This is a genomic window from Psychromarinibacter sediminicola (assembly GCF_029168335.1).
Lineage (GTDB): Bacteria > Pseudomonadota > Alphaproteobacteria > Rhodobacterales > Rhodobacteraceae > Psychromarinibacter > Psychromarinibacter sediminicola.
Genome location: NZ_JARGYC010000013.1, coordinates 40,292 through 66,747 on the forward strand (window position 1 = coordinate 40,292; position 26,456 = coordinate 66,747).

At 70.5% G+C, this 26,456-nt stretch carries 26 protein-coding genes and 1 pseudogene; 12 read left to right on the plus strand and 15 right to left on the minus strand.

Translation table 11 applies throughout. The annotated features are described in order from the left end of the window. Positions 1 to 107 precede the first annotated feature (107 nt). Genes P1J78_RS06880 through P1J78_RS06890 form a run of 3 tightly spaced genes read right to left on the minus strand, consistent with a single transcriptional unit; the run spans position 108 to position 3,064 of the window. On the minus strand, positions 108 to 1,634 hold the full coding sequence (locus P1J78_RS06880) for a tripartite tricarboxylate transporter permease (RefSeq protein ID WP_275566594.1): 1,527 nt from the start codon (positions 1,632 to 1,634) through the stop codon (positions 108 to 110). Positions 1,635 to 1,649: 15 nt separating this feature from the next. After that, positions 1,650 to 2,072, minus strand: coding sequence for a tripartite tricarboxylate transporter TctB family protein (locus P1J78_RS06885; RefSeq protein WP_275566595.1), 423 nt, complete (start codon positions 2,070 to 2,072; stop codon positions 1,650 to 1,652). Between the two features lie 23 nt (positions 2,073 to 2,095). After that, positions 2,096 to 3,064 (minus strand): tripartite tricarboxylate transporter substrate binding protein, encoded by a 969-nt coding sequence (locus tag P1J78_RS06890; protein ID WP_275566596.1) that lies wholly within the window; start codon positions 3,062 to 3,064, stop codon positions 2,096 to 2,098. Positions 3,065 to 3,281: 217 nt separating this feature from the next. Here P1J78_RS06890 and P1J78_RS06895 point away from each other — a divergent pair, with 217 nt between their 5' ends. The 8 genes from P1J78_RS06895 to P1J78_RS06930 all read left to right on the plus strand — a co-directional run bounded on the left by P1J78_RS06895 (position 3,282) and on the right by P1J78_RS06930 (position 11,469). Continuing rightward, the gene (locus P1J78_RS06895; protein WP_275566597.1) at positions 3,282 to 4,088 is read left to right on the plus strand and encodes an amidohydrolase family protein; all 807 of its coding nucleotides are present in this window, start codon (positions 3,282 to 3,284) and stop codon (positions 4,086 to 4,088) included. A 7-nt stretch (positions 4,089 to 4,095) separates the two neighbouring features. Beyond that, positions 4,096 to 5,307: an MFS transporter gene (locus P1J78_RS06900; RefSeq protein ID WP_275566598.1), complete on the plus strand. Its 1,212-nt coding sequence runs from the start codon at positions 4,096 to 4,098 to the stop codon at positions 5,305 to 5,307. 274 nt (positions 5,308 to 5,581) lie between these two features. Beyond that, the gene (locus tag P1J78_RS06905; protein WP_275566599.1) at positions 5,582 to 6,508 is read left to right on the plus strand and encodes a hypothetical protein; all 927 of its coding nucleotides are present in this window, start codon (positions 5,582 to 5,584) and stop codon (positions 6,506 to 6,508) included. A 10-nt stretch (positions 6,509 to 6,518) separates the two neighbouring features. Then, positions 6,519 to 7,409: an L-threonate dehydrogenase gene (gene ltnD / locus P1J78_RS06910; protein ID WP_275566600.1), complete on the plus strand. Its 891-nt coding sequence runs from the start codon at positions 6,519 to 6,521 to the stop codon at positions 7,407 to 7,409. Positions 7,410 to 7,423: 14 nt separating this feature from the next. Continuing rightward, complete coding sequence (otnK, locus tag P1J78_RS06915) at positions 7,424 to 8,665, plus strand: 3-oxo-tetronate kinase (protein WP_309568108.1); 1,242 nt, start codon at positions 7,424 to 7,426, stop codon at positions 8,663 to 8,665. After that, on the plus strand, positions 8,662 to 9,309 hold the full coding sequence (gene otnC, locus P1J78_RS06920; RefSeq protein ID WP_275566601.1) for a 3-oxo-tetronate 4-phosphate decarboxylase: 648 nt from the start codon (positions 8,662 to 8,664) through the stop codon (positions 9,307 to 9,309). Before otnK ends, otnC begins: the two co-directional genes overlap by 4 nt. Before the next feature lie 189 nt (positions 9,310 to 9,498). Next, positions 9,499 to 9,954 (plus strand): tripartite tricarboxylate transporter TctB family protein, encoded by a 456-nt coding sequence (locus P1J78_RS06925; protein WP_275566602.1) that lies wholly within the window; start codon positions 9,499 to 9,501, stop codon positions 9,952 to 9,954. Between the two features lie 9 nt (positions 9,955 to 9,963). Then, positions 9,964 to 11,469 carry a tripartite tricarboxylate transporter permease gene (locus P1J78_RS06930; RefSeq protein ID WP_275566603.1) on the plus strand — a complete coding sequence of 502 codons (1,506 nt, stop codon included), beginning with the start codon at positions 9,964 to 9,966 and terminating at the stop codon, positions 11,467 to 11,469. 217 nt (positions 11,470 to 11,686) lie between these two features. On the opposite strand, the gene P1J78_RS06935 is transcribed toward P1J78_RS06930, so the two are convergent. Next, positions 11,687 to 12,664: a Bug family tripartite tricarboxylate transporter substrate binding protein gene (locus P1J78_RS06935; RefSeq protein ID WP_275566604.1), complete on the minus strand. Its 978-nt coding sequence runs from the start codon at positions 12,662 to 12,664 to the stop codon at positions 11,687 to 11,689. A 312-nt stretch (positions 12,665 to 12,976) separates the two neighbouring features. On the opposite strand from P1J78_RS06935, the gene P1J78_RS06940 reads away from it, so the two are divergent. Next, on the plus strand, positions 12,977 to 14,131 hold the full coding sequence (locus tag P1J78_RS06940) for a sialidase family protein (protein ID WP_275566605.1): 1,155 nt from the start codon (positions 12,977 to 12,979) through the stop codon (positions 14,129 to 14,131). Between the two features lie 61 nt (positions 14,132 to 14,192). Here the strand turns inward: P1J78_RS06940 and P1J78_RS06945 are convergent, their stop codons facing one another. Both P1J78_RS06945 and kce read right to left on the minus strand, forming a co-directional pair. Beyond that, positions 14,193 to 14,933: a hydroxypyruvate isomerase family protein gene (locus tag P1J78_RS06945; RefSeq protein WP_275566606.1), complete on the minus strand. Its 741-nt coding sequence runs from the start codon at positions 14,931 to 14,933 to the stop codon at positions 14,193 to 14,195. A 2-nt stretch (positions 14,934 to 14,935) separates the two neighbouring features. After that, positions 14,936 to 15,874 carry a 3,5-dioxohexanoate:acetyl-CoA acetone transferase gene (kce, locus tag P1J78_RS06950; RefSeq protein ID WP_275566607.1) on the minus strand — a complete coding sequence of 313 codons (939 nt, stop codon included), beginning with the start codon at positions 15,872 to 15,874 and terminating at the stop codon, positions 14,936 to 14,938. Positions 15,875 to 16,029: 155 nt separating this feature from the next. Here kce and P1J78_RS06955 point away from each other — a divergent pair, with 155 nt between their 5' ends. Both P1J78_RS06955 and P1J78_RS06960 read left to right on the plus strand, forming a co-directional pair. Next, positions 16,030 to 16,815: an HpcH/HpaI aldolase family protein gene (locus P1J78_RS06955; protein ID WP_275566608.1), complete on the plus strand. Its 786-nt coding sequence runs from the start codon at positions 16,030 to 16,032 to the stop codon at positions 16,813 to 16,815. Between the two features lie 19 nt (positions 16,816 to 16,834). Continuing rightward, complete coding sequence (locus tag P1J78_RS06960; protein ID WP_275566609.1) at positions 16,835 to 17,296, plus strand: nuclear transport factor 2 family protein; 462 nt, start codon at positions 16,835 to 16,837, stop codon at positions 17,294 to 17,296. A 92-nt stretch (positions 17,297 to 17,388) separates the two neighbouring features. On the opposite strand, the gene P1J78_RS06965 is transcribed toward P1J78_RS06960, so the two are convergent. From P1J78_RS06965 to P1J78_RS06985, 5 genes are all read right to left on the minus strand, one after another. Then, a complete protein-coding gene (locus P1J78_RS06965; protein ID WP_275566610.1) occupies positions 17,389 to 18,333 on the minus strand; it encodes an IclR family transcriptional regulator domain-containing protein in 945 nt (314 codons plus the stop codon). A gap of 100 nt (positions 18,334 to 18,433) precedes the next feature. Continuing rightward, on the minus strand, positions 18,434 to 19,717 hold the full coding sequence (locus P1J78_RS06970) for a TRAP transporter large permease (RefSeq protein WP_275566611.1): 1,284 nt from the start codon (positions 19,715 to 19,717) through the stop codon (positions 18,434 to 18,436). Positions 19,718 to 19,720: 3 nt separating this feature from the next. Then, complete coding sequence (locus P1J78_RS06975; protein ID WP_275566612.1) at positions 19,721 to 20,341, minus strand: TRAP transporter small permease; 621 nt, start codon at positions 20,339 to 20,341, stop codon at positions 19,721 to 19,723. Between the two features lie 3 nt (positions 20,342 to 20,344). Then, entirely contained in the window at positions 20,345 to 21,385 is a 1,041-nt protein-coding gene (locus tag P1J78_RS06980; RefSeq protein WP_275566613.1) for a TRAP transporter substrate-binding protein, read from the minus strand. 138 nt (positions 21,386 to 21,523) lie between these two features. Then, entirely contained in the window at positions 21,524 to 22,288 is a 765-nt protein-coding gene (locus P1J78_RS06985; RefSeq protein ID WP_275566614.1) for an SDR family NAD(P)-dependent oxidoreductase, read from the minus strand. Positions 22,289 to 22,407: 119 nt separating this feature from the next. On the opposite strand from P1J78_RS06985, the pseudogene P1J78_RS25435 reads away from it, so the two are divergent. Then, positions 22,408 to 22,545: pseudogene (locus P1J78_RS25435) on the plus strand (hypothetical protein); the annotation flags it as partial. A gap of 75 nt (positions 22,546 to 22,620) precedes the next feature. Here the strand turns inward: P1J78_RS25435 and iolB are convergent. From iolB to iolD, 4 genes are read right to left on the minus strand one after another with little or no spacing between them, the layout of a single operon-like run. Continuing rightward, positions 22,621 to 23,430 carry a 5-deoxy-glucuronate isomerase gene (iolB, locus tag P1J78_RS06990; protein WP_275566615.1) on the minus strand — a complete coding sequence of 270 codons (810 nt, stop codon included), beginning with the start codon at positions 23,428 to 23,430 and terminating at the stop codon, positions 22,621 to 22,623. 3 nt (positions 23,431 to 23,433) lie between these two features. After that, a complete protein-coding gene (locus P1J78_RS06995; protein WP_275566616.1) occupies positions 23,434 to 23,643 on the minus strand; it encodes a hypothetical protein in 210 nt (69 codons plus the stop codon). Beyond that, positions 23,636 to 24,544, minus strand: a complete 909-nt coding sequence (iolE, locus tag P1J78_RS07000) for a myo-inosose-2 dehydratase (RefSeq protein ID WP_275566617.1) — start codon at positions 24,542 to 24,544, stop codon at positions 23,636 to 23,638. The genes P1J78_RS06995 and iolE overlap by 8 nt, the downstream gene beginning before the upstream one ends. A 12-nt stretch (positions 24,545 to 24,556) precedes the next feature. Then, positions 24,557 to 26,425: a 3D-(3,5/4)-trihydroxycyclohexane-1,2-dione acylhydrolase (decyclizing) gene (gene iolD, locus P1J78_RS07005; protein WP_275566618.1), complete on the minus strand. Its 1,869-nt coding sequence runs from the start codon at positions 26,423 to 26,425 to the stop codon at positions 24,557 to 24,559. Between the last annotated feature and the right edge of the window lie 31 nt (positions 26,426 to 26,456).

A 26,456-nucleotide genomic window follows, 5' to 3' on the forward strand; every position in this document is an offset into this window, starting at 1 on the left:
ATAGCGCTAACTGGCCGTGCCCTGTCCGTGGGTGTCCGCGCGGCGGCCGGGGGGCGTGAAGAGGGCGCGTCGCGCCCGGGGCGCGGCGACGGCCCGATGAACGCGGGTCACTCGACCTCCGCTTCCGAGCCGGCGCGCGGGGCGCCCTTCCGCTTCGGGCCGAGATAGAGGACCGACACCGCCGACAGCACCAGCAGCACCACGGCGATGGGGTGCTGGAACACCACCCAGAGGTTCGAGTCGGTGATCAGCATGGTCTGCAGAAGCGACCGCTCCAGCTGTGCCATCAGCACGAAGCCGATGATGAAGGCGACCACCGAGTAGCCGAAGGTCTTCATCAGGTAGCCGAAGACGGCGGAGACCAGCATGACGATCACGCCGAACAGCCCGCCCTCGGTGAAGTAGATGCCGGTCACGCAAAGCAGTAGCGCGCCGGGATAGATCACCGTGTTCGGCGCGCCGACCACGAAGGCCCAGAGCCGCATGCCGATCTGGCCGACCCCGAGGTTGCAGAGATTCGCCATCAGCATCGCGCCGAACAGCCCGTAGATCAGCTGGCCCTGCTGCTCGAACAGCAGCGGGCCGGGCTGGATGCCGTGGATGATGAAGGCCGAGACCAGCAGCGCCGCGGCGATGTTGCCGGGGATGCCCAGCGTCAGAAGCGGGATCAGGTTGGCGCCCACCACGGCGGAATTCGCCGATTCCGAGGCGGCGATGCCGCGCGGGTCGCCGGTGCCGAAGCTCTCGGGATCCTTGGCGGCCTGCTTGGTGATGGAATAGCTCAGAAACCCCGCCGTGGCCGAGCCCAGGCCGGGGATCGCGCCGATCACGGTGCCGATCAGGAAGGCGCGCAGCGCGACGTACTTGTTCGCCAGAACCTCGCGCAGCGTCACGCGCCGGTCCGCGGGGTCGGTCGAGCGCATCGAGACCGTGGCCGCGCCGGACTGCGCGCGCGTCGAGCGGGCGATCTGGTGGAAGATCTCGGACACCGCCAGAAAGCCCACCGCCATCGCCGACAGCGGCAGCCCGTCGTAGAGCTCCAGCATCCCGAAGGTGAAGCGCGGCGTGCCCTGCGCCGGCTCCAGCCCGATGGCGGCCAGCAGAAAGCCCAGCGTCGCCGCGATCAGCCCCTTGACCATCGAGTTGCCCACCAGCCCGGTGATGATGGTGAAGGCGAAGATCATCAGGCAGAGGATCTCGACCGGCCCCATCTTCAGCGCGACCATCGCCAGCGGGACCGAGACGGTGATCAGCACGATGTCCGACGAGATATCGCCGAAGACCGAGTAATACAGCCCGTATTTCATCGCCTTCAGCGGCCGGCCCTTTTTCGCCATCGGGTGGCCGTCGAGCGCCGTCGCGGCGCTTTCCGGCGTGCCGGGCGTGTTCAGCAGGATCGCCGGAATCGCGCCGCCCACCGTGCCGCCCTTGTTCACGCCGATCAGGAAGGCCACCGCGGTCAGCGTGTCGAGCGTCAGCGTCAGCGGGATCGCGATGGCCAGCGCCATCAGGATGTTCAGCCCCGGGATCGCGCCGACGATCTGGCCGATGGTGACGCCGGCCAGCACGAACAGCAGGTTGTGCAGCGTGAAGGCGTCGGTCAGGCCGGCGAGGACGGTGGCGAGTTCGGGCACTTGGGTCGGTCTTTCTTAGGGCAGGGGGCGTTGCAGGACGATCTCGAACAGCAGCCAGATCGCGACGGGCAGCCCCGCGACGATCACCGCCAGCCAGTGGATGCGGCGCTCGTGGACGAGGACCGCCAGCGCCGCCATCAGCACGACCGAGGTCAGGATGTACCCCGTCTCGGGCATCAGCAGGACCGCGGCGAGCGTGAGGGCCGCGACCCCGGCGAGGCGCAGGACCTCCCACAGGGGCGGCACCTGCGGCGCTTCGGACGGCACGATCAGCTGCAGCGTGCCCAGCCCGATCAACAGCCAGGCGGCCAGGCGCGGGAACAGCGCCGGGTCCATCACGGACCCCGGCGCCGCCGACACGTTGGCCGGGATGAGCCAGAGCAGGAGCGTCGCGCCGAAGGCGACCACGATGGCTCCCAGAAGGCGATTGACCGTCATCTCCGGCTCCGTCCGTCCCGCGCCTAGTCCGACAGGGCCTCTTCGTAGAAGGCCGCCATCCGCGCGACGACCTCCTCGACGCCCTCGGGGCCGAGGTTCAGCGCCCGATTCTGGAACTTCTCCATCAGCTCGGCATAGCCCTCGGACTGGGTCGCCTCGTCGATGGCTTCGGCGAGGCAGGTCTTGATCTCCGCGTCCATCCCCTTGGGCACCAGGAAGGTCGTATGCGCCTCCAGGCTGACATCCATGCCGCTTTCGATCAGCGTCTTGGAGTCGGGCGCGTAGGGCACCCGCTTGCCGATCAGCGAGGCGAGCTGGACCATGTTGCCGGCCTTGATCTGCTGGACATGCTGCGAGCCCTGCGTGGTGGCGTCGACATGGCCGCCGAGCGCCTGCTGCAGCGCGTCGGCCGCGCCCTTGCCGGGGACGGGGACGAGGTTGACGTCGAAATGCTCGGCCATCTGGCGCACCGCGACGGTCTGGCTGACGCCGGCGACCGAGACGGTGGCGCGGCCCTGCTCGCGGGCGTATTCGATGAACTCCTCCAGCGTGTCGTAGGGCTTCTCCTCGAGCGCGACGAGGCCGAAGTTGATCTGCATCGCCGAGCCGAGATAGTCGAAGTCCGCGTGGGTATAGGGGCTATCGGCCGTCTCGTAGGGGTTGACCGTCACCGTGTCGGTGCCGGCCATGCCGATGGTATAGCCGTCGGGCGGCATCTCCATCAGCGCGGCGGCCATCACGCCGCCGGAGGCGCCGGGGCGGTTCTCGACGACGATGTCCCAGCCCTGCTGCTCCTCGATGGCGGCGGCGATCGAGCGGCCGATCGCGTCGGTGCCGCCGCCGGCGCCGAAGCCGACCATGAAGGTGATCGGTTTCTCGGGGAAGCCTTCGGGGCAGTCGGCGGCCTGGGCGGCGCCGGTCAGCGCGGCCAGCGCGGCCAGCGCGGCGGCCCCCCAGAGCGCGGCGCGGCGGCTCGGGCGAAAGTCGGTCATGGTATCCTCCCTTGGGTCTTGCGGCCCGTGTTCGGGGCCGAACATGTGCCACCGTAACGGCGGCGGCGCGGCCGCCGGCGGCGGCGCTCGGTCTATTTCGGCGGGCGAAAATGCGGCGGGGCGGACCCGCGCGCGGGCCGCGCGCGCGTGGTAGACTGCCCACGATGCGGCGCGCTAAGCAGGTGCGCATGCAGCAAAAACCGTGCCGGGAGGGACCATGCGCGACGACGAGGCGCCGATCATCGACAGCCATCTGCACCTGTGGCGGCGGGACGATCCGCTGACCGACAGGGCGTGGCACGCGCCGCCCGCCGATGCCTCGGTCGGGGCCTGCCTGGCCGAGCTGGACCGCCACGGGGTGATCTTCGCGGTGGTGGCCGCGGCGAGTATCCACGGCGAGTATGCCGATTACGTCCGCGCCGCGCTGCAGGCGCATCGGCGGCTGCGCGCCACCGCCGTTCTGGCCCCCACGACCGACATCTACCGGATGGAGCGGATGGCGGCCGAGGGCTTTGTCGGCGTCCGCCTGATGCGCGCCTTCGACGCGGCCCCGGCGCCGATGGGCGGCGACGAGCGGATGTTCCTGCGCCGGGTGGCCGAGCTCGGCTGGCACGTCCACCTGATCGACCGGCACGACCGCATCGCCGACGGCATCGCCGCGGTCGAGGCCGCCGGTGCGCCGCTGGTCATCGACCACATGGGGGTGGGCGACCTGGCCATGCCCGGCGGCGTGGACAACGACGGCTTCCGCGCGATCCTGGCGGCGGTGGAGCGCGGCAACACCTGGGTGAAGATCTCCGGCGCGTTCCGCATCGACGCGCATGACGCCGCGCGCGCCTATGCCGAGGAGATCCTGCGCGTCGCGGGGACCGAGCGCGTGCTCTGGGGCTCCGACTGGCCGTTCGCGGCCTTCGAGGGGTCGGTGGACTATGCCCGCGCGCTCGCCGATTACCGCGCGCTGGTGCCGGATGCGGCGGTGCGGCGGCGGATCGACGAGACCGCGCTGCGGTTCTACTTCGGCTAGCGCCCCGGTGCGCCGGCTCCTCGCCCCGCTCGCCAATGCCGTCTTCCTGCGGCTCTGGGCGGCCTATCTGACGGCGACGCTGGGCGGCATGATGCAGGCGGTGGCGGCGGCCTGGCTGATGATGGAGATGACGGGCTCGCCCGCCATGGTGGCCTTCGTGCAGTCCTGCATCACCCTGCCGCTCGTCGCCTTCTCGCTGATCGCGGGGGTGCTGGCGGATGTCTACGACCGGCGCCGGATCATGCTGGCGGCGCAGGGCGTCATGGGGCTCGTCTCGGCAGTCCTGGCAGGGCTGGCCTTCGCGGACGCGCTGACGCCGGGGCGGGTGCTGCTCTTCACCTTCCTGATCGGCTGCGGCGGCGCGGTGCATATCCCGGCCTGGCACGCCTCGGTGCGCGACATCGTCGGCCGGCGCGAGCTGGCGCAGGCGGTGGCGCTGAACAGCATGGGGTTCAACGTGATGCGCAGCGTCGGCCCGGCGGTGGGCGGCGCGCTCCTGGCCGCGACCGGCGCGGCGGCGGTCTTCGCGGCCAACGCGCTCACCTACCTCGCCCCGGTCGCCGCGCTCCTGGCCTGGCGCCCCGGACCCCGCGCCGGCCCGCCCCCTGCCGGCCCGCTGCACCGCGCGCTGACCGACGGTCTGCGGCAGGCGGCCGGCACGCCGGCGCTTCTCAGGATCATGCTGCGCGGCGCCGTCTTCTGCGCCAGCGGCGTCGCGGTCCTCGCCCTGCTGCCGGTGGTCGCGGCGCGGCTCCTGGCGGGCGATGCGGCGCTCTTCGGCACGCTCCTGGCCAGTTTCGGCGCCGGCGCCGTGCTGGGCGCCATACTGAACCCGCCGCTCCGCGCGCGGATGTCGAACGAGGCGATCGTCCGCCTCGCCTTTGCCGCCATGGCCGCCGCCTGCCTGCTCCTGGTCTCCGGCGCCGCCTGGGCCGCCTTCGCGGGCGCGCTGCTGGCGGGGACCTGCTGGGTGACGGCCAATGCGCTGTTCAACGTGACGATCCAGCTGATGGCGCCCGAGGCCATCGTCGGCCGTGCGCTCTCGGTCCACTATACCGGCATCTTCGGCGGCATGGCGCTGGGCGCCTGGGCCTGGGGGCTGGTGGCCGAGGCGCAGGGCACCGCCACCGCCCTGGTCGCCGCCGCCGTGCTGATGTGCGCCGGCGCTGCCCTCGGCCTGCGCCTGCCGCTGCCGGACCCGGCCAGCGAGCCCTCCTGACCCCCGAGGCACGCCCCCCTGCTTCTTCTCGTTCCAAATACGCAATTCCGGCAATCGCCATCCCGCACACCGCCCGGGCCCGGAGACCCGATCGCGCGGCGGGCGCAGCCCGCCGCGCGGGTCGGACCGCGCAGCGGTCCGAAACCGCCCGCCCGCAATTTCGCAGCATGAAAACGCCCTTGTTGCGCGTGGTTCGCCGCCCCGCCCGATTTCACACTCGGCGTGGACAACGGGCGGTCTCCCGCCGCCCGGCAGCACGACGCGGAGTGACCCCATGAGCGATCTATCCCTGAGACTGGCCTCGAAATCGGTTTTCCCGGAACAGCCGCCGCAGGAGACCGGCGCCGACGGCCTGTCGCGCACCTGGATCACCCGGGGCGGCAACTTCGCCGTGTGCTACTCCGAGGTCGAGCCGGGCGCGGTGCTGGAGCTGGACAGCCCCGAGGAATACATGGCGATCCTGCCGCCTGACGGCACCGAGGCGACCTTCGAGGCCGGCGGCGAGACCGTCGAGGCCGGCGCCGACTCCCTGACCATCGTGCCGCCCGGCCCCTCGAAGATCACCGCCAGGACCAAGGGGGTGATCGCCCGCATCGTGTCGAAGGCCAACGCCGACGTGATGGCGAAGGCGATCAATGCCGACGTCTACGCCGACGGCGGCCCGGAACTGGCGCCCGTCGATCTCTGGCCCGAACCCGTCGGCGGCTACAGGCTGCGCCATTATCCGCTCGCGCAACATATCGACCCGGACGGCCCGCGCATCCAGCCGCGCTGTTTCCGGTCGACCAACATGCTGGTGAACCTGTTCGGCTATTACACGACCCGGCGCGAGACGACGGGGCTCAGCCCGCACTGGCACGACGACTTCGAGCAGGCGTCGCTGACGCTCAAGGGCCGCTGGATCCACCACATGCGCTACAACTGGGGCGCCGACCTGTCGCAATGGGTGCCGGACGACCATGGCGAGATGGGCACGCCCTCGGTCATCATCATCCCGGCCCGCGCCATCCACACCAGCCGCGACATCGGCCCGGACGGACCGGAGAGTTCGCTCTACGACATCTTCTGCCCGCCGCGGCTCGACTTTGCGCTGAAGCCCGGTTTCTGCCTGAACGAGGACGAGTACCCGCTGCCCGAAGGCGCCGAGCCGGGCGAGGCGAAGACCGGCGGCACGCTTCTGAGCTGGCAGAAGCCGGGCTGAGGGCGGGGCGATGCCGACTGTCGGCGTGATAGGCCTCGGCTCGATGGGGATGGGCATTGCGCTCTCCGCCCTGCGGGCCGGGCTGCCCGTGCGGGGGTTCGACGTGGCGCCCGACCGGGTCGAGGCCTTTGTCGCCGCGGGCGGGCAGGGCGGGTCGCTAGACGCGGCCGGCGACCTCGACATCGCCGTGCTGGTGACCGTGACGGCCGCGCAGGCGCGCGACGTGCTGTTCGGCGCGGGCGGGCTGGCGGCGGCGCTGCCCGCCGGCGCGCTGGTGATCGCCTGTCCCACGATGAGCCCCGACGACGCCCGCGACCTCGCGGTGCGCGCCGGCGAGGCGGGGCTTCTCTACCTCGACGCGCCGATCTCCGGCGGGGCGGCGAAGGCGACCGAGGGCGCGCTGACCGTGATGGCGAGCGGCGCGGGCGCGGCGTTCGCGGCGGCCGAACCGGTGCTGGACGCGGTGGCCGAGACGGTGTTCCGGCTGGGCGACGCCCCCGGCGCGGCGGCGGCGATGAAGGTGGTCAACCAGCATCTCGCCGGCATCCACATCGCCAGCGCCGCCGAGGCGGTCGTCTTCGGGATCACCCAGGGGATCGACCCCGCGAAGACCCTCGAAGTGATCTCGCGCTGCGCCGGCACCAGCTGGATGTTCGAGAACCGGGTGCCGCATATCGTGGCCGGGGACTACGCGCCGCTGTCGGCGGTGGACATCTTCGTGAAGGATCTGGGCATCGTGCTGGAGGCGGCGGGGGCGGCGGGGTTCTCTCCGGCGCTGGCGGAAACCGCGGCCGCGGCGTTCCGTGCGGCGCAGGCCGAGGGGCTCGGGCGCGAGGACGACGCGGCCGTCGCCAAGGTCTTCGCGCGGCAAGCGGGCGTGGCCCTGCCGGGAGCGGGCTGATCCTTCTGGGCTGCATAGGGGACGACTTCACCGGCTCGTCCGACCTGGCCAACACCCTGGCCCGCGGCGGCATGGCCTGCGTGCAGTTCTGCGGCGTGCCGGACGGCCCGGCGCCCGAGGGCTGCGAGGCGGGGATCGTGGCGCTGAAGACCCGCTCGGTGCCGGCGGCCGAGGCGGTGGCGGCGTCGCTCCGCGCGCTGGCCTGGCTCCGGGCGCAGGGCTGCCGGCAATACCTCTTCAAGTATTGCTCGACCTTCGATTCCACGCCCGAGGGCAATATCGCCCCCGTCGCGCGGGCGCTGGCCAGGGCGCTGGACGCCCGCGCGGTGCCGGTGGCGCCGGCCTTTCCGGCGCTGGGGCGCAGCGTCTACCAGGGGCACCTGTTCGTCGGCGACCGGCTGCTCTCGGAATCGGGGATGGAGGCGCATCCGCTGAATCCCATGACCGACCCCGACATCCGCCGCTGGCTGGACCGCCAGGGCGGCGCGCCGGTGGCGCATCTGCCGCAGGCGGTGGTGGCCGCGGGGCGCGAGGCGATCCGCGCGCGGCTGGCGGAGCTGGCGGCGGACCCGGCGCCGCTGGTGGTCTGCGACACGGTGGCGGACGCGGATCTGGTGGAACTGGGCGCGGCGGCGGCGGACCGCGTGTTGCTGACCGGCGGCTCGGGCATCGCGCTGGGCCTGCCGGAGAATTTCCGGGCGGCGGGCGCGATCCGGGGCGGCGCGGCGCCGTGGCGGCCGGTGGCGGGGCCTTGCGTGGCGCTGTCGGGGTCGTGCTCGACGGCGACGCGGGCGCAGGTGGCGCGGCACGAGCGCGACCATCCGGTGCTGCAGGTGTCACTGGACGATCTCTTGCAGGGGCGGATGACGCCGGCGGCGGCGATGGACTGGATCGCGGCGCATCGCGAGGGCCTGCCGCTCGTGTCCACCTCGGCGGCGCCAGACGCGGTGGCCGCCGCCCGCGAAGGCCGCGACCAGGCGGCGCTCTCGGCGGCGTTCGAGGGGTTCTTCGCCGAGCTCGCCCGGCTGGCCGTGGCGGACGGGACGCGGCGGCTGGTGGTCGCCGGGGGCGAGACCTCGGGCGCGGTGGTGACGGCGCTGGGGCTGGAGGCGCTGGAGATCGGGCCGGAGATCGACCCGGGCGTGCCGGCGATGCGGACCGAGGCACGGGGCCAGCCGCTTGGGCTGGCGCTGAAATCGGGGAATTTCGGGGCGGAGGATTTCTTCGCGAAGGCGGCGGAAAGGCTGGGGCGATGAGCGACGCGGCGCTGCGCGAGGCGATCTGCCGCTTCGCCGCCTCGATCCACGCGCGGGGGCTGACGCATGGTGCGTCGGGCAACATCTCGGTGCGCACGGAGGACGGCGGGCTGCTGGTCACGCCCACGGGGTCGTCCTTTGCCACGCTCGACCCGGGCCGGCTGGCGCGGTTCGACGCGGACGGCCGGCAGACGGGCGGCGACGGGCCGACCAAGGAGATGCCGCTGCACAGCGCCTTCTACGACACGCGCGGCGCCAGGGCCGGCGCCGTGGTGCATCTGCATTCGACCCATTCCGTGGCGCTGTCGGTGCTGCCCGAGACCGACCCGGACAGCGTGCTGCCGCCGCTCACCGCCTATTCGGTGATGCAGCTCGGCAAGGTGAAGCTCCTGCCGTACTTCCGCCCCGGCGACCCGGCCATGGGCGCGGCGGTGCGCGGGCTGGCGGGGCGGCATTCGGCGGTGCTGCTGGCCAATCACGGGCCGGTCGTCGCGGCCAAGACGTTGCAGGCGGCGGTCTACGCGACGGAAGAGCTGGAGGAGACGGCGAAGCTGACGCTGCTGACCCGCGGCCTGCGCCCGCAGCTTCTGAGCGAGGCGCAGGTGCAGGACATCGTGCGCAGCTTCGACGTGGAGTGGGAGTGAGGCCGGGCGCTCCGGGCGCCCCGGGCGCCTTGCCCCGGCGCGCGGGCCGATTTCGTTGCGCGAAACTGGCTGTGGCGACGTAGTCGAAGCGGCGCCGCCTGCTCTAGAAACGGCGGCGCGGGGCGACCGTTCGGCCCCCACCGGCCGAGGCTCCGGCTTTGCCGCAACGCAGCACAGGAGGACGACCAAGTGAAGATCAACCCCAAGGACCTGGCGGCCGGGGCGGTGTTCGTCGCCATCGGCGGCTTCTTCGCCGGCAACGCGGCGCTGACGCTGCGGATGGGGTCCACGCTGAACATGGGGCCGGGCTTCTTCCCGGTCGTGCTGGGCGCGATCCTGGTCCTTCTGGGCATCGCCATCGCGGCCGAGGGAATCGGCAAGCCGGCCGAGGGGTTCGGCGAGGTCTCGTGGCGCGGCATCGCGCTGGTGATCGGGGCCATCGTGGTCTTCGGCGCCACGGTGCGCGGGCTGGGCTTCGGCCCGTCGCTGTTTCTGTGCGTCTTCATGGCCGGCCTGTCCTCGGGGCGGATGGGCTGGCGTATGGCCGCAGCGGTCGCGGCGGTGCTGACGGCGTTCTCCATCGGCGTCTTCGTCGAGGCGCTGGGGCTGCCCTATCCGATCATCGGCCGCTGGCTGGGCGGGTGAGGTGACACCATGGACCTGATCGCCAATCTCGCCATCGGCTTCGACACCGCGCTGACGCCGGCCAACCTGTTCTATTGCTTCGCCGGCGCGCTGCTGGGCACCTTCATCGGTGTGCTGCCCGGGCTGGGGCCGACGGCGACCGTCGCGATGCTGCTGCCGGTCACCTACTACCTGTCGCCCGAGGCGTCGCTGATCATGCTGGCGGGCATCTATTACGGCTCGCAATACGGCGGCTCGACCACGGCGATCCTGGTGAACCTGCCGGGCGAGGTGTCGTCCTCGGTCACCGCCATCGACGGCTACCAGATGGCGCGGCAGGGCGAGGCCGGCAAGGCGCTGGCCATCGCCGCCATCGGCTCGTTCTGCGCCGGCACCTTCGCCACCTTCCTGATCGCCGTCGTCGCCATCCCGCTCTCGGCCATTGCGCTGAAATTCGGCTCGGCGGAGTATTTCGCGCTGATCCTGCTGGGGCTGGTGACGTCGACGGCGCTGGCCCACGGCTCGGTCCTGCGGGCCATCGCGATGATCATCGCGGGGATGCTGTTCGGCATCGTGGGCACGGACGTGGACACCGGCGCCTACCGCTTCACGCTGGGCATCGTCGAGCTGATCGACGGGCTGTCGGTGGTGGCCGTGGCGCTGGGCATCTTCGGCATCGTCGAGGTGCTGAAGAACCTGGAGAACAAGACCGGCGAGATCGTCGAGACGGCGAAGATCACCAGCCTGATGCCGACGCGCAAGGACCTGCGCGCCGCCGCCGGGCCGGTGGCGCGGGGCTCTGTCGTCGGTTCGCTGCTGGGCACGCTGCCGGGCGGCGGGTCGATCCTGTCGGCCTTTACCTCCTACATGATCGAAAAGCGCATCTCGAAGCATCCCGAGCGCTTCGGCAAGGGCGCCATCGAGGGCGTCGCGGGGCCGGAATCGGCCAACAATGCCGGCGCGCAGACCTCCTTCGTGCCGCTTCTGACGCTGGGCATCCCGTCGCATCCGCTGATGGCGCTGATGATGGGGGCGCTGCTGATCCAGGGGATCACGCCGGGGCCGAACGTGGTGCACACGCAGCCGGGGCTGTTCTGGGGCATCATCGCCTCGATGTGGATCGGCAACGCGATGCTGGTGGTGTTGAACCTGCCGCTGGTCGGGCTCTGGGTGGCGATGCTGCGGGTGCCCTACAAGCTGATGATCCCGGCCATCGTGACCTTCTCGACCATCGGCGTGTTCACGGTGAAGAACTCGGGCTTCGACGTGCAGATCCTCGCGGCCTTCGGGCTGATCGGCTACCTGCTGCACAAGGTCGGCTGCGAACCGGCGCCGTTCCTGATGGGCTTCGTCCTGGGCAGCCTGCTGGAGGAGCATCTGCGCCGGGCGATGGTGTTCTCGCGCGGCGACCCGATGGTGTTCCTGACGCATCCGATCAGCGCGACGCTCCTGGGCGTGGCGGTGGTGGTGCTGGCGCTGATCGCGCTGCCGGCGATTTCGCGGCGGCGCGAGGAGATATTCATCGAGGAGGAGTAGGGCGGCGCGTTCCTCGGTCCCGCCGCGCCGGTGGCGCGGCACGCCCTCTTCACGCGAGGCTCCGGTTATGCCTTCCATGGCCGAAGGTGACCGCCGGGCGATGGGTTAACACACTGTCAATAAATGGAAAATGTTTCGCGCGCGAAACATCTGGCGCAAAGAAAAGGGCCGGCGGATCGCTCCGCCGGTCCCTCGGTTCCCGCCCGTAGTGCGGGCGTTATTCCATCAGCCCGAGCTTCAGGAAATCCTCCACCAGCTTCTTCTCGTCCATCAGCACCTGTGTCAGCGCCTCGGGCTCGCCGGGCGCGGGCGTGGCGCCGGACTTGGCCATCAGGTCGGCATAGTCCTCGTCCTGCAGCGCCTCGTTGATCGCGTCGTTCATCGCGCCCACGATCTCGTCGGGCGTGCCGGCGGGGGCGAAGACGGCCCAGAAGATCTGGGCGATGTCCATGCCCTCGACCCCTTCCTCGGCCAGGGTCGGCGCGTCGGGGGCGCTGTCGGGATAGTTGTCGTCGGAATAGGCCAGAAGCTTCAGCTGCCCCGATTCGATCTGCCCCAGCGTCGAGGCGACGGTGACGAACATCACGTCGAGGCGCCCGGCGATCAGGTCGGTCTGCGCGTCCGAGGAGCTTTTGTAGTTCACCGGCAACAGGCTCAGCCCGGTGTTCTGGTTGAAGAGTTCGGCGTGCTGCTGCTGCGTCGTGCCGATGCCGGCGGCGCCGTAGAAGGTCGAGTCGGGGTTGGCCTTGGCATGCTCGATGAACTCGGCCACCGTGTCCACGCCCAGGCTCGCCGGCACCACCATCGCGGTGGGCGCGCGTGCCAGAAGGCCGACGGGCTTGAGATCCTCCAGCGGGTCGAGATCGACCTTCATCAGCGGCTTGAAGCCGACGACGCTGTTGGGGATCTCGAGGAAGGTGTAGCCGTCGGGCTCGGCATCGACCACCGACTTGGCGCCGGTGAAGCCGCCCGCGCCGGCGCGGTTCTCGACCACGAAGGGCTGGTCCTTGGTCTGGGTCAGGATATCGGCCAGCGCCCGGGTGAAGGTGTCGTTGCTGGCGCCGGGGCCGTAGGGCACGACCAGCGTCACGGGCCGCTCGGGCCAGTCCTGCGCGGCGGCCGGGGCGGCCAGCGCGGCAAGCCCGGCGGCAAGCGCGATGGCGGCGCGGCGGGTTAGGTTTATCGTGTGAGACATGGAGCTCCTCCCTGGGTTTCGGGGGCCGAGCCCGCCGGGTGCGGTGACCGGCCTGCCGCGACCCTAAGGCCCGGATGACGCGGCGGCAGCGGCGGCGGCGGCGTGTTTCGCGAGACGAAAATCGTCAGGGAGCGGGCCGCGGCGGGCCGGGCGCCCGTGGCACGCGGGCCGGGGCGAAAGCGCGGGGCCGAGGCGCGGGCGGGGGCCGCGGGCGGCGCCCGGATTTCGGAAGCCGAAATTGCCGGCCCGGAGATGCGGCTTCGGGGCGGGGCGCGCTATAACCGGGCGGTCCGGCAGCAACGAGCGAGTGACATGGCGAATTCCTTTCTTCCCCCCGCCCGGATCGAGGGCATCGCGCACGGCATCGTGCATCGCGACGAACAGGCGTTCTGCGGCTGGCCCTTCGTCAACGGGTTCTGGGAGACGGCGGCGGGCGACTACCTGGTGGCGTTCCAGAAAAAGCCGGCCGACTACACCGACCCGGCGGCGATCAACCACGACGAGGTGGCGCTGCACGGGCCGCGGATCCTGACCATCCGCTCGCGCGACCGCGGGCGCACATGGGACGCGGAGAGCCTGCAGCTGCTCTACGACCTCTCGGCGGATCAGGCGGCGCTGCTGGGCGACGGGCCGGGGGACTATGCGGGGTACGGGGCGGTGGACTGGACCGACCGCGACGTGCTGGTCGCGACCGGCGGGACGCCCGATTACTTCCGGCCGGACAGCCGGGCCTGGATCCGCGTGTCGACCGATGGCGGCGAAAGCTGGCGGCCGCCGATCCTGGCCGAGCAGCACGGGCTGCCGTCGGTCACGGGGGGCGGCTCGCCGCTGGTGCGGCCGGACGGGGTGCATCTGCTGTTCATGACGGTGGTGACGGATGACGGCTGGACGCGGCGGCCGGCGGTGTTCCGCGCCAAGGAGGACGGGTCGAACTGGGCCTTCATGTCCTACATCACCTCGCCCTTTGACGACGGGGCGGCGGATCACGACCGCTCGCTGCCGATCCGGTTCTCGGGGCATCGCTACTTCTATCCCCGGCCGATCTGGCTGCCCTCGGGGCGGATCCTGTGTTCGCTGCGGGCCCAGCGCGATCCGACCTCCGTCTTCTGGACCGAGCTCTATGCCAGCGACGACGGCGGGCGGACATGGGGCTTTCTCAGCCGGGTGAACGACTGGGGCGCGCCGGGGGATTTGTGCCGCATGGCGGACGGGCGGATCGCCTGCGTCTACGGCTGCCGGATGCCGCCCTACGGGGTGCGGATGCGGCTGTCGGAGGACGACGGCGCGACCTGGGGGCGCGAATGGATCCTGCGCGACGACGGCGGCAGCTGGGATCTGGGCTATCCCCGGGTGACGGAGCCCGCGCCGGGGGAGCTGTTGGCGGTCTATTACTTCAACCGGGCGGACGACCCGGTGCAGCTGAATGGCGGGGTCCGGCACATCGCCTGGTCGCGGTTCCGGGTGTGACCGGGCGCTCGTCAGGCCCTGCGGCCCTTCCTCGCGAAGAGCGCGGTCAGCGCGATGAGCGTCAGGCGAACCTGTCCAGCCAGCCGAGGCCCGGGGCGGTTCCCCCCGCGCGCGGCCGGTACTCCGCGCCGAACCAGCCGGCATAGCCGGCGTCGCAGAGCGCGGGCAGGAGCCACGGGTAGTTCACCTCGCCGGCATCCGGCTCGCCGCGATCCGGGACCGCGGCGATCTGGATGTGGCCGATCCGGTCGAGCATCGACGTCGCGCGGGTGAAAAGGTCGCCCTCTATGATCTGCTGGTGGTAGCAGTCGAACATGATCTTCAGGTTGTCGGCGCCGACCCGGTCCTGCAGCGCCATCGCGTCCCGCGTCGAGGCCAGGTGATAGCCGGGCACGTCGCGCGTGTTGATCGGCTCGATCAGGATCGTCAGGTCGCGGGCCTGGGCGGCATAGGCGAGGTTGTCGGCGAAGACCCGCGCGTCGCCGCCGAGGCCGGCCATGACATGCACCGCCGTGCCGCCCGCGGCGCGCGCGTACCGGATCGCCAGGTCGATCTCGGTCTGCGCCGCCGGCTCGCGGCCGGGCAGGGCGGCGAGGCCGAATTCGCCCTCGCCTCCCTTGCGGGTGTTCAGGCCGAGCAGGGCGACGCCGGCCTCGGTGCAGGCGGCCCTCAGCGCCTCGCGCGGCGTGTCGTAGGGCCAGTGGCACTCGACCGCGCCGAAGCCCGCGCCGGCCGCCGCCGCCACCGCCTGCGTCAGCGGCAGGTCGGTGAACAGAAAGCCCAGATTGGCCGACAGCCGCATCGTCAGAACCCGACCTGGCCCGCGCCCTTCAGCGCCAGCATCTCGCGCGCCTCGTCCGGGGTGGCGATCTCGTGGCCCAGCTCTTCCACGATGCGGCGGATCTTGGCGACCTGCTGGGCATTCGACGCCGCCAGCTCGCCCCGGCCGATCCAGAGCGAATCCTCCAGCCCGACCCGCACGTTGCCGCCCATCATCGCGGCCTGGGTGCAGAAATTCATCTGGTGGCGCCCGCCGGCCAGCACCGACCAGCGATAGGCGTCGCCGAACAGCCGGTCGGCGGTTTCCTTCATGTGGATCAGGTGGCGCATGTCGACGCCGATGCCGCCCAGGATGCCGAAGATCATCTGCACGAAGAACGGCGGCTCGATCGCGCCGCGGTCGACGAAATGCGCCAGGTTGTAGAGGTGGCCGACATCGTAGCATTCGTGCTCGAACCGGGTGCCGCAGCCCTCGCCCAGCTCGCGCAGGATATGGTCGATGTCGCGGAAGGTGTTGCGGAAGATGTGGTCGTCGGTGCGCCGGAGGTAGGGCAGCTCCCAGTCGTGCTTCCAGCCCTGGTAGCGCTCGGCCATCGGGAAGATCGCGAAGTTCATCGAACCCATGTTGAGCGAGCACATCTCGGGCTTCAGCTCCAGCGGGCCCGCCAGCCGCTCCTCGACCGTCATGGTCAGCCCGCCGCCGGTGGTGATGTTGACGACCGCGTCGGTGCCCTGCCGGATGCGCGGCAGGAACTGCCTGAAGACCTCCGGGTCGGGCGTCGGCTCGCCGGTGGCCGGGTCGCGGGCGTGCAGGTGCAGGATCGCCGCGCCGGCCTCGGCGGCGGCGATCGCCTGGGTGGCGATGTCGTCGGGCGTCACCGGCAGGGCGTCCGACATCGTCGGCGTGTGGATCGCGCCGGTGACGGCGCAGGTGATGATGATCTTGTCGTTTCTGGCGGCCATGCGCTCCTCCGGCTTTGCCTACGCGACTCTGCGGAAACGCGCGTCGTGCCCAACCCGACGATGCCGGAATTTCACTTGGAGAAACAAGGTCGTCCGGTTCGCGCGGCGCCGGCCGCATCGGGTAACGCTCGGACCGGAAACGAGGAGGCGGCATCTTGTCCGAAACAGCGGGATACAGGGCGTTCGCGGCGCGGCTGCGACGGGGCGAGCACCTGGTGGGCACCTTCGTCAAGACCCCGACGGCCCACGCGACCGAGCAACTGGGGCTTCTGGGCTTCGATTTCGTGGTCTTCGACATGGAGCATGCCGCCATCGACCTGGGCGCGGTAGACACGATGATCCTGGCCGCGCGGGCGGCGAACGTGGCCGGCGTGGTGCGCGTGGCCGAGGGCAGCGCGGCGGCGATCCAGTCGGTCTTGGACGCGGGCGCGGCGGGGGTTCTGGTGCCGCATGTGGCCGACCGGCAGACGGCCGAGGCCATCGTGGCGCATTGCCGCTATCGCCCCGGCAGCCGGGGCTTCGCCAACACGACGCGGGCCGGCGACTACGGCAGCGTGGGGTTCACCGACCACATGGACGCGCAGGCGCGCGAGGTGGCCTGTATCGCGATGATCGAGGATCTCGACGCGGTCGAGGCGATGGACGAGATCCTCTCGGTCGAGGGGCTCGACGCGATCTTCGTGGGCCGCGGCGACCTGACGGCGGCGCTGGGCGAGAATTCGATGACCGGCGCCAAGACCTACGCGGTGGTCGAGCGGATCATGGCCGTGGCGAAGGCGCGGGGGATGCCGGCGATCCTGCTCTGCGGCGACCGCGCGGATGCCGAGGCGATGTCGGCGCTGGGGGCCACGGCCTACATGATGGGCTCGGACCACGGTTTCATGATGAAGGCGGCGCGCGAGGCGCTGAGCGCGCTGGCGCCGCCGATCGGTTCCAGGTGAAACGGACAGGAGGAAGGCCGTGAGGATTGACGAGGACCGGCTGGAGCTTACGCGGCAGTTGCATGCGCTGGTGGTCGACTACTGGCACGACGTGGACACCAATTGGGGCCGCAACGCCACCGACTGGTACACCGACGACGCCGAATTCGTGGGCGACGCGAACACCTACAAGGGCAAGGACAAGATCCGCGCCTTCTACAAGTGGCGCGAGGATCGCGGCGACCGTACGGTGATCCATTCGGTCCACAACTTCCGCGCGGAGTACGACGGCGGGCCGGATCGGGCGATCTGCAACTGGTTCATGTTCCTGACCGCCGCCGACGGCAAGCCGGTGCTGGAGACGCAGCTGCCGATCCAGATCGCCCACATGACCGACCGGATGGTGAAGTCCGGCGACGACTGGCTGGTGGCCTACCGCAAGTTCGATCCGTGGTTCATGGGCGGGATACCGACGACCAATCCCAATCTCGACGACGATTGAGGGCTGCCGCGCGGCGCCCGCCCTCGGCGGCGCCCGCGCGGGACGTCCGATCTCCGAAACGGCGGCGGCGCGCATCCGCCGCCGTCTCTGTCTCAGAAGCTCACCTCGTAGCTCCGGCGCGAGTTCTCGTCGAGCGCGGGCTGGTTGCTCATGAAGTTCAGCGCGTTCTCGATGCTCGCCCGGGTCTCGATCAGCGGGCCGAGGATCTTCCGCTTCAGCTCCGAATGCGGGATCGCCGAGGTGTAGAAGCTCACCGACATCACCGCCTCGACGCGGCCGTCCTCCATCAGCGGCACGCCGAAGGTGGTCATGCGCTTCGGCTCCACCCGCGGGTCGCGGCTGGCATAGCCGCGGCGGCGCACGCGGCGCAGGAGGGCGCGGAACACCTCTTCCTCGACCTCGTCGAAGGCGCGGTCGGGATCGGCGCGGAACCGGGCGAGGTAGTGCTCCAGTTCCGCCGTGTCGCAATAGGCCAGCCAGGCGCGGCCCATCGCGGTGGTCAAAAGGTCCGGCCGGATGCCCAGCACGGTATTGGTGTGCGCCCAGGGACTGATCGTGCCGGTCCAGTACTGGATCTCGATGGCGTCGCCGTCCAGCACGCCCAGCCCGATCGGCCACTTGATCTCTTGCGTCAGGCGGATCGCCAGCGGGCGGGCGACCTCGATCACGCGGTTGATGCCGCTGTAGCCCGCGCTGAGATCGGCGACCCGTTTGGTGACCCGGTAGCCGCCGCACATGTTGTCGCGCACGACATAGCCCTCGTAGATCAGCGTCTCCAGCATCCGCACGATGGTGGGGCGCGGGATGCCGGTTTCGCCGAAAAGCGAGTTGATCGTGGCGATCCCCTGCCGGTTGACCGCGCGCAGGATGCCGAGCGCCCGGCACACCGCGCTGACCGGCGGATAGGAGCGGTCGGCGGGGTCGGTCAGCCCGCGCCGCGAGTTGGTGCGGCAATGCTTGCGCTTTTCCGGCGGGCCGGCCGGCTCGCCGGTCGTCCCGGGGGCTCCGTCGTGGAGCGATGTACCGCTTCCGTCCATTGGTCTTCCTCCCATGCTGGCGGTTTGCGTGCTCGCTCCGCCGTCGTTTCGTTATCCGTCCAGTCTAGCACGATCCGCGCGGGACCGAGCCAAGTAATTGTCATCGCCCGAAAATCAGCCCGGGCAGCCAGGTGCTGATCGCGGGCACGAAGCTGATCAGCAAAAGCCCGGCCAGCAGCGGCACGAAGAAGGGCAGGGTGGCGCGCAGCACGGCTTCGGGCGGGATGCCGGCGACCTTGCCGCCGACGAACAGGCCGATGCCCATCGGCGGCGTGATCATGCCCAGAAGCAGGTTGAACGACAGCATCACGCCGAACTGCACCGGCCCCATGCCGAACTCGGCCACCACCTCCAGCAGGATCGGCGCCATGACGAGGATCGCGACGGGGCCTTCCAGGAACATGCCGACGACGATCAGGAACAGGTTGACCGTCAGGATGCCGAGCACCGGCGAGGTGATCGCCGAGGCCAGCGCCTCGGCCGCCTTGTGGGCCACGCGCTCGCGGGTGACGATGAAGTTCAGCGCCGTGGCGATGGCGAAGAGATACATGATCGTCGAGGTCATGGTGACCGTCTGGATCAGCGCGACCTTGAGCTTTCTCCAGCTGAGCTGGCGATAGGCGAGCCCCACCAGCAGCGCGTAGCCGGTGGCGATGGCGCCCAGCTCCGAGGGCGTCGAGATGCCGAGGACCAGCGAGCCCAGGATCACCACGGGCGCGAAGATCGCCGGCGCCCCGGCGATGCCGGTGCGCAGCACCTCGCGGGGCGAGAACGGCTCCGGCCGCGCCCACGCCGCGCCCGACAGGCGCACCCGCAGGAAGATGAAGATCATCAGCGCCGCCGCCACTACGAGGCCGGCGAGCACGCCGCCCAGGAACAGCTCTCCGATCGAGGTGTTGGTGGCCAGCCCGTAGATCACCAGGATGATCGAGGGCGGGATCAGCGGCCCGATGGTGCAGCTGGCCAGGGTGATCGCGGTCGAGAACGGCACCGGGTAGCCGTTGCGCCGCATCGCCCGGATCTCCACCGCGCCCAGCCCGGCGAGGTCGGCCAGCGCCGAGCCCGACATGCCCGCGAAGATGATCGAGGCCATCACGTTGACCTGCGCCAGCCCGCCCGAGACCCAGCCGACGAGCGCGCGGGCGAAGGCGAAGATGCGCTCGGTGATGCCGCCCGCGTTCATGATGTTGCCGGCGAGGATGAAGAACGGCACCGCGAGCAGCGCGAAGCTGTCGATGCCGTCGATCATCCGCGACGGGATCACCACCGCCGGCACGCCCAGCATGGAAAACCCCACCAGCGTCGCGATCCCCAGCGCGATGGCGACGGGCACCCGCAGGATCATCAGGCCGATGGCGATGACGAAGGCGGTGGCGCTGACCATGGGCTAGAGGTCCGCCTCGGCGTCGGTGACCGGCGGGGACACGAGGCCGAGCGCCTCGACGTCGTGGAGCGAATGCCCCACCCGGCCGCGCGCCAGCGCCCAGAGGGCGAGCGCGAGGTAGTAGAGGCTGGTCAGCACCATCATCGCCGAGCCGATGCCGATGGGCAGGGTCGTCAGGATCCCCGGCAGGCGCAGGATCGGCGTGGTCATGTTCATCGCCGTGGGCGCGAAGCGCACCACCAGCACCACGGTCCAGAGCGTGAAGACGATGGTGGCGATCTGCACGAGGATGTAGACGGCCACCTGCAGCCGGATCGGGAAGGCGCCGGTCACGAATTCCACGAGAATGTCCTGCCGTGTCTTGTAGACATAGGAAATGCCCAGGAAATAGCTGAAGATGATCGTGGTCGCCGCGATCTCCTGCGCCCACCACAGCGAGGTGCCGAAGGCATAGCGCAAGAGCGCCTGCGCCCCCGAGACCAGCACCACCACCACCAGCGCCGCGACGGCGAGGGCCAGCTCGGCCTGGCCGATGACGTGCAGCGCGCGGCGCGGGATTTCGAGAAAGCCGGGCAGCCCCTGCGCGGGGCCGCCCGTGGGTGTCGTGTCGTGCGGCGCGGCCAAGACCTACTCGATCGCCTGGATACGCTCGACGATGCCGGCCGGCACCAGCCCGCGTTCCTCGAACTCGGTATGGGTCGGCCCCATCTTCTCGATCCACGGGCCGATCGGCGGCAGGATGATCGACACGCCGGCCTCTTCCTGCGCCTCGCGGGCGGCGTTGTCGTTGGCCACCTGCATCAGGCGCGCGAACTCGAAGCTCGCCTCGCGCGCGGCCTGGTCGATGGCGTCCTGCTCGGCGGGCGTCAGGCTGTCCCAGGTGATCTTGGACATCCAGGGGTGCATCATCTGGAAATACTCGTGGACGTTGGTCCAGTACTTCGCGTGGTCGAAGTGCTTCCATTCGTAGTTGTCGGTGATCGTCCCGGTCAAGCCGTCGACGACGCCGGTGGCGAGCGAGGTGTAGACGTCGGGCCAGGGCACGATCTGCACGCTGGCGCCGAGCGCTTCCCAGGATTTCACCGGGATCTCGGATTCGTACATCCGCAGCTTGAAGCCGTCGAGGTCGTCGGGCGTGAAGATCGGCCTGGTCGAGACCAGCCCGCGGTCGTAGGGGCGGACCCAGTTGGCGGCAAGCTCGGGATCCTGCAGCCCCGCGCGGTCGGGGAAGACGATTCCCTTGGCCTCCAGCCCGTCGAGCATCTCGGCGAAGACGTCCGATCCCAGGAACTTGGCGAAGTGTTGGCGGTCGCGGAACACCAGCGGCAGGCTGAGCACGCCGATCTTCGGCTCGAAGGTGACGAGCAGCTCGATCACGTCCATCTGCATGTCGATGGAACCCACGGCGACGCCCTGCACCATCTCGCGCGCGCCGCCGAGCTGGGTGGACCAGAAGATCTCCACCTCCAGCGCGCCGTCGGTCAGCTCCTCGACGCGCTGGGCGAAGAAGCGGAAGCCGTCGGCGATGAAATCGTCGGGGTTGTTGTTGAGCCCCAGGCTCAGGGTCCGGGCGTCGGCGGCGGCGGGCAGCGCGAGCCCGGCCACGGCCGCCAGGCCAAGGCCGAAGGCGGCGCGCCGGGTCCAGGCGCCGATGGTCGTTGCGAACATGGTGGAAGTCCTCCCTGTTTTGGTCTCGGTCCGTTTTCCGGCCCTTGTTCGGTGCCCGATATCCTGGCGGCGCGACCCGCGCGGCGACTATGCCAGACCGGTCCGGTTTCGCCATGCGAAATTGAGACCGTCGGCTTTTCAGGCCTTTACCGAATACGCCCCGTCGATCACCAGCGCGGCGCCGTTCACGAAATCGGCGGCGGAACTGGCCAGGAACACCGCGGCGCCGGCGAAATCGCCGGGCGTGCCCCAGCGGCCGGCGGGCGTGCGGGCGATGACGGCGTCCTCCAGCCCGGGTATCTCGGCGCGGGCGCCCTGCGACAGCGGCGTGTCGATCCAGCCGGGCTGGATCGTGTTCACCTGGATGTTCTCGGGCGCCCAGGCCACGGCGAGCGCCTTGCTCATCTGGGTGATCCCGCCCTTGGAGGGGGCATAGGCCACGCCCACGGGGCTGCCCATGAAGGCGGCGATGGAGCCGATGTTGATGATCTTGCCGCCGCCCTGCTCCTGGAAATGCGGATAGACCGCCTGGCACAGCAGGAACGGCGCGGTGAGGTTGGTGTCGATGACCGCGTGCCAGTCGTCGAGCGTGAAGTCCTGCGGCGGCTTGCGGAAGTTGATGCCGGAATTGTTGACGAGGATGTCGATCCGCCCCTGCGCGGCGACGACGCGGTCAACCAGGTTCCTGCACGCCGCGGGGTCGCGCAGGTCCGCCTCCAGCGCCGAGGCCGTGCCGCCGGTCTCGCGCAGCGTCGCCAGCGCGGCGGCGTTCTTCTCGCGGTTCCTGCCGTTGATCACGACCGTGGCGCCGGCCTCTGCCAGCCCCGCGGCAATCCCCAGCCCGATTCCCCCGTTGCCGCCGGTGACCAGCGCGACTTTTCCCGTCAGATCGAATATTTGCACAGCGTCCATCCTGCCCGTTCCCGGAAGAGCGTAGGCCAGGGGCCGGCGAAAGAGAAACGGAGGCCGGGGCGATTTTCGGCAGGGGAAACTCGGTCTGCCGGAGGTCCGGGCGCGACGCGCTGCCGGAGGACGTCGTCTACGAGGTGACCAAGGCGATCCGGGAGACTATCGACGACCTCCACGAGACCGCGAAGTGGATGCCGTCGATCCTCAACAGGGAGTCGGCGCTGGACCTGATCCCCAGCCGGCTCCATCCCGGGGCCGAGCGTCGCACGGACCGGGGTGACGACGCCCGCCGGCCCCTTCGACCGAAGGGCGCGCTGCTGTTTCGACTACTCCGCGTCGCGGTCCATGATCCACGCCACGGCGGGGTCGGGGACGAAGCGCCATTTGCGCAGCGGGCCGGCCATGACGTTGAGATAGTACATCTCGAAGCCGTAGGGCGCGCCGCAGGGATGGTGGCCGCGGGGGACGCAGACGACGTCGCCGTCGGAGACCGCCATCGTCTCATTCAGCGTTCGGTCCTCGGTATAGACCCGCTGGATGCCGAAGCCGTCGGCGGGGTTCAGGCGGTGGTAATAGGTCTCTTCCAGATAGGTGATCCGCGGGAAGTCGTCCTCGTCGTGGCGGTGGCTGGGATAGGACGACCAGTGGCCGGCCGGGGTGAACACCTCGGTGACCAGGAGCGAGTCGGCGTAGTCCTCGTTTTCCATCGCGATGTTGTTGATGTGGCGCGTGTTGGTGCCCTTGCCGCGCGTCGCAAGTTCGATGCCCTCGGGGCCGATCCGGCGCGCGTCGTGGCCGCCATGGCCGGGGGCGGAACAGACCGCGATCACGCAGTCGGTCGTCGCCTCGGCGCGCCAGTCGGCCCCGTTCGGGACGTAGAGGCAGTGCGGCGGCGATTTCTCGAACACGTCCATCCGGTCGCCCAACTCGCCCCAGTCCCGGCCGGCCGCGGCTATGCGCGCCTTGCCCTCGACCATCACCAGGATGACCTCGCGGTCCCCGGTGGCCTCGGCCGCCGCCTCGCCGGGGCGCAGCCGGTAGAGGCCGAAGCCCACATAGCGCCAGCCCGCCGTCTGCGGGGTGATGTCGTGGACCTTGCCGTGGGCGCCGAACGGGTGGTGCAGCAGGTGGCTCATGTCTCAGTCCTCCGGGTCGCGGGGGGTGAAGGTGACGAAGAAGCGCCAGGCGGAATAGGCGCCGAGCGCGCCGAACAGGATCGCCCAGCCGGGGGCGCCGGCCGACAGCTCGACGCCGGCCCAGCCGAGGCAGGCCGCGACCACCGCGACGCGGATCCAGAGCGGCCGGAAGAACGGGTGGTCGAGGTCGAAGAACGGGCGGCGCTCAGGCATCGGCGGCGGCCACCAGCCCGGCCTCGGCGCTCATGCGTCTCAGCGAGTCGAGCCCGAGTTTCTGGTAGTGCTTCGGGTCGCGCAGGGCGCTGTCCTGTTCCGCCTCGATCACGATCCAGCCGTCATAGCCGGCCCGCGCCGCCGCCGCCAGCACCGGCGCGAAGTCGACCGCGCCCTCGTCGTCGCCCGGCACCGTGAAGGCCCCGCGGCGCACGCCTTCGAGAAAGGACAGCCCCTGCGCGCGCACCTCCTGCGCGATGCCGGGGCGGACGTTCTTGCAGTGGATATGCGAGACGCGGTCCATGTACTTGCGCGCCAGCTCCGCCGGGTCGGCGCCGCCGAACCAGGCATGGCCGGTGTCGAGCAGCAGCCGCGTATGCGGCCCCGCCATCGCCATGAAGCGGTCGATGTCCGCGCCGCTCTCGACGACGGTGCCCATGTGGTGGTGATAGCCCATCGCGACGCCTTCCTCGCGGGCGACGCGCGACAGTTCCTCGTAGCCGGCCGAGAACCGCTCCCACTCGGCATCGCTCATCACCGGCCGGTCGTTCACCGCCACCGCGTCGTTGCCATGCACCGTATTGGAGCATTCGCAGGCGTTGATGTGGTCGCCGCCGGCGGCCTTGGTGAAAGCGATCCAGTCGCGCAGGGCGCGGATCTCGTCCTCCAGTTCGTTGACCAGCAGGTTGGTCGAGAACCAGCCGGCGGCAAAGCGCAGCCCATACGCGGCGAGTTTCGCCTTCAGCGCGGCGCCGTCGTCGGGCATCTTGTGGCCCTTCTCGATGCCGTCGAAGCCGATGTCGCGGGTGTCGGCCAGGCAGTCGTCGAGGCTCAGATGGTCGCCGATCGACCAGTCGTCGTCGTTCGACCAGGCGATGGGGTTGGTGCCGAAGCGGATCATCGGGGGTCTCCCTCAGTCGAAGCTGCGTTGTTTGGCGGCGTTGGCGTTGTAGGTCTCGCGGGCGTGTTCCAGCCGCGCCGGCCCGCCGGCCTGCGGCACCGCGACGTCCCACCAGTGGCCGCCGGCGCCGGTGCCGGGGACCGCATCGGTGTCGATCACGATGACCGAGGGGATGTCGCGCCCCCGCGCCGCCACGATCTTCGCCTCCAGATCGGCGATATCGGCCGCCTTCTCGGCATGCGCGCCCATCGACGCGGCATGGGCGACGAAGTCGATCTCGGGCTGCGCCGCGACATTGGCGTCCTTGTACATGTTGTTGAACTCGGCGCCGCCGCAGGCGATCTGCAGCCGGTTGATGCAGCCGTAGCCGCGGTTGTCGGTCAGCACGACGGTGAACGGCACCCGGCGCATCGCCGCCGTGGCCAGCTCGCTGTTCGCCATCATGTACGAGCCGTCGCCGACGAAGCAGATCACCTCCTTCTCCGGCGCGGCCAGCTTGATACCCATCGCGCCGGCGATCTCGTAGCCCATGCAGGAATAGCCGTATTCCATGTGATAGCCGTCCTGCGCCGCCTGCCACAGCACCTGCAGCGCGCCGGGCATGGAGCCGGCGGCGCACATCGCGACGGTGCGCTCGGTCGCCACCCGCTGCACCGCGCCGATCACCTGCGCGTCGCTCGGCAGCGCGTTGGTCGCCTCGGGCGCCGCCGTCACCGCCCGCACCGTCTCGTGCCACGCCTCCCGCGCCGCCGGGTCGTGCCAGGCGAAGCGGGTCTCGCCCAGCCCGGCCGAGACCGCCTCCAGCGTCGCGCGCGCATCGCCGAGGCAGGGCACCGCGCTGTGCTTGTTGGCGTCGTAGCCGGCGAGGTTGATCGAGACGAGCCTGCGGTCTTCGGCGCCGAAGACGGTCCAGGAGCCGGTGGTGAAGTCCTGGAACCGCGTGCCGACCCCAATCACCAGATCCGCCCGCGCCGCCAGGTCGTTGCCGCAGGCCGAACCGGTCACGCCGGGCGATCCGAAGTTCAGCGGATGCTCCCAGGACAGCGCGCCCTTGCCGGCCTGGGTCTCCAGCACCGGGATGCCGTGGCTCTCGGCGAACCCCGCCAGCGCCGCCTCGGCCCCGGAATAGCGGACGCCGCCGCCCGCCACGATCACCGGCCGCTCCGCCGCGCGGATCGCGTCCACCGTCTGCGCCACCTCCGCCGGGTCGGGCGCGGGCCGGCGGATGCGCCAGACCTTCGGTTCGAAGAACGCTTTCGGATAGTCGTAGGCCTCCGCCTGCACGTCCTGACAGAAGGACAGGCAGACGGGCCCGCAATTCGCCGGGTCGGTCATCACCGACAATGCCCGGGGCAGGCAGGTCAGCAGGTGCTCGGGCCGGGCGATCCGGTCGAAATAGCGCGTCACGGGGCGGAAGCAGTCGTTGGCGCTGACCGTGCCGTCGTCGAAATCCTCGATCTGCTGCAGCACCGGGTCGGGCCGGCGGTTGGCGAAGACGTCGCCGGGGATCATCAGCAGCGGCAGACGGTTCACATGCGCCAGCGCCGCCGCCGTCACCATGTTGGTCGCGCCCGGGCCGATTGAGGACGTTACCGCCTGCGCCCGCCGCCGCTTCTTCGTCTTCGCATAGGCGATGGCCGCGTGGCACATCGTCTGCTCGTTCTGGCCGCGCCAGGTGGGCAGCGCGTCGCCGATGCCGTGCAGCGCCTCGCCGAGCCCGGCCACGTTGCCGTGCCCGAAGATCGCCCAGACGCCCTCGACGAACCGCTCATATCTCGCTTGCCCTACCGCTTCGCCGCTTGAGGACTCGACCTCGGTCATCTGCACGCTCAGCCACTTCACCATGGCCTGCGCCGCCGTCAGCCGGATCGTTTCACCCATGATCCCCGCCTTTCCTTACCCTGCGCCAAAA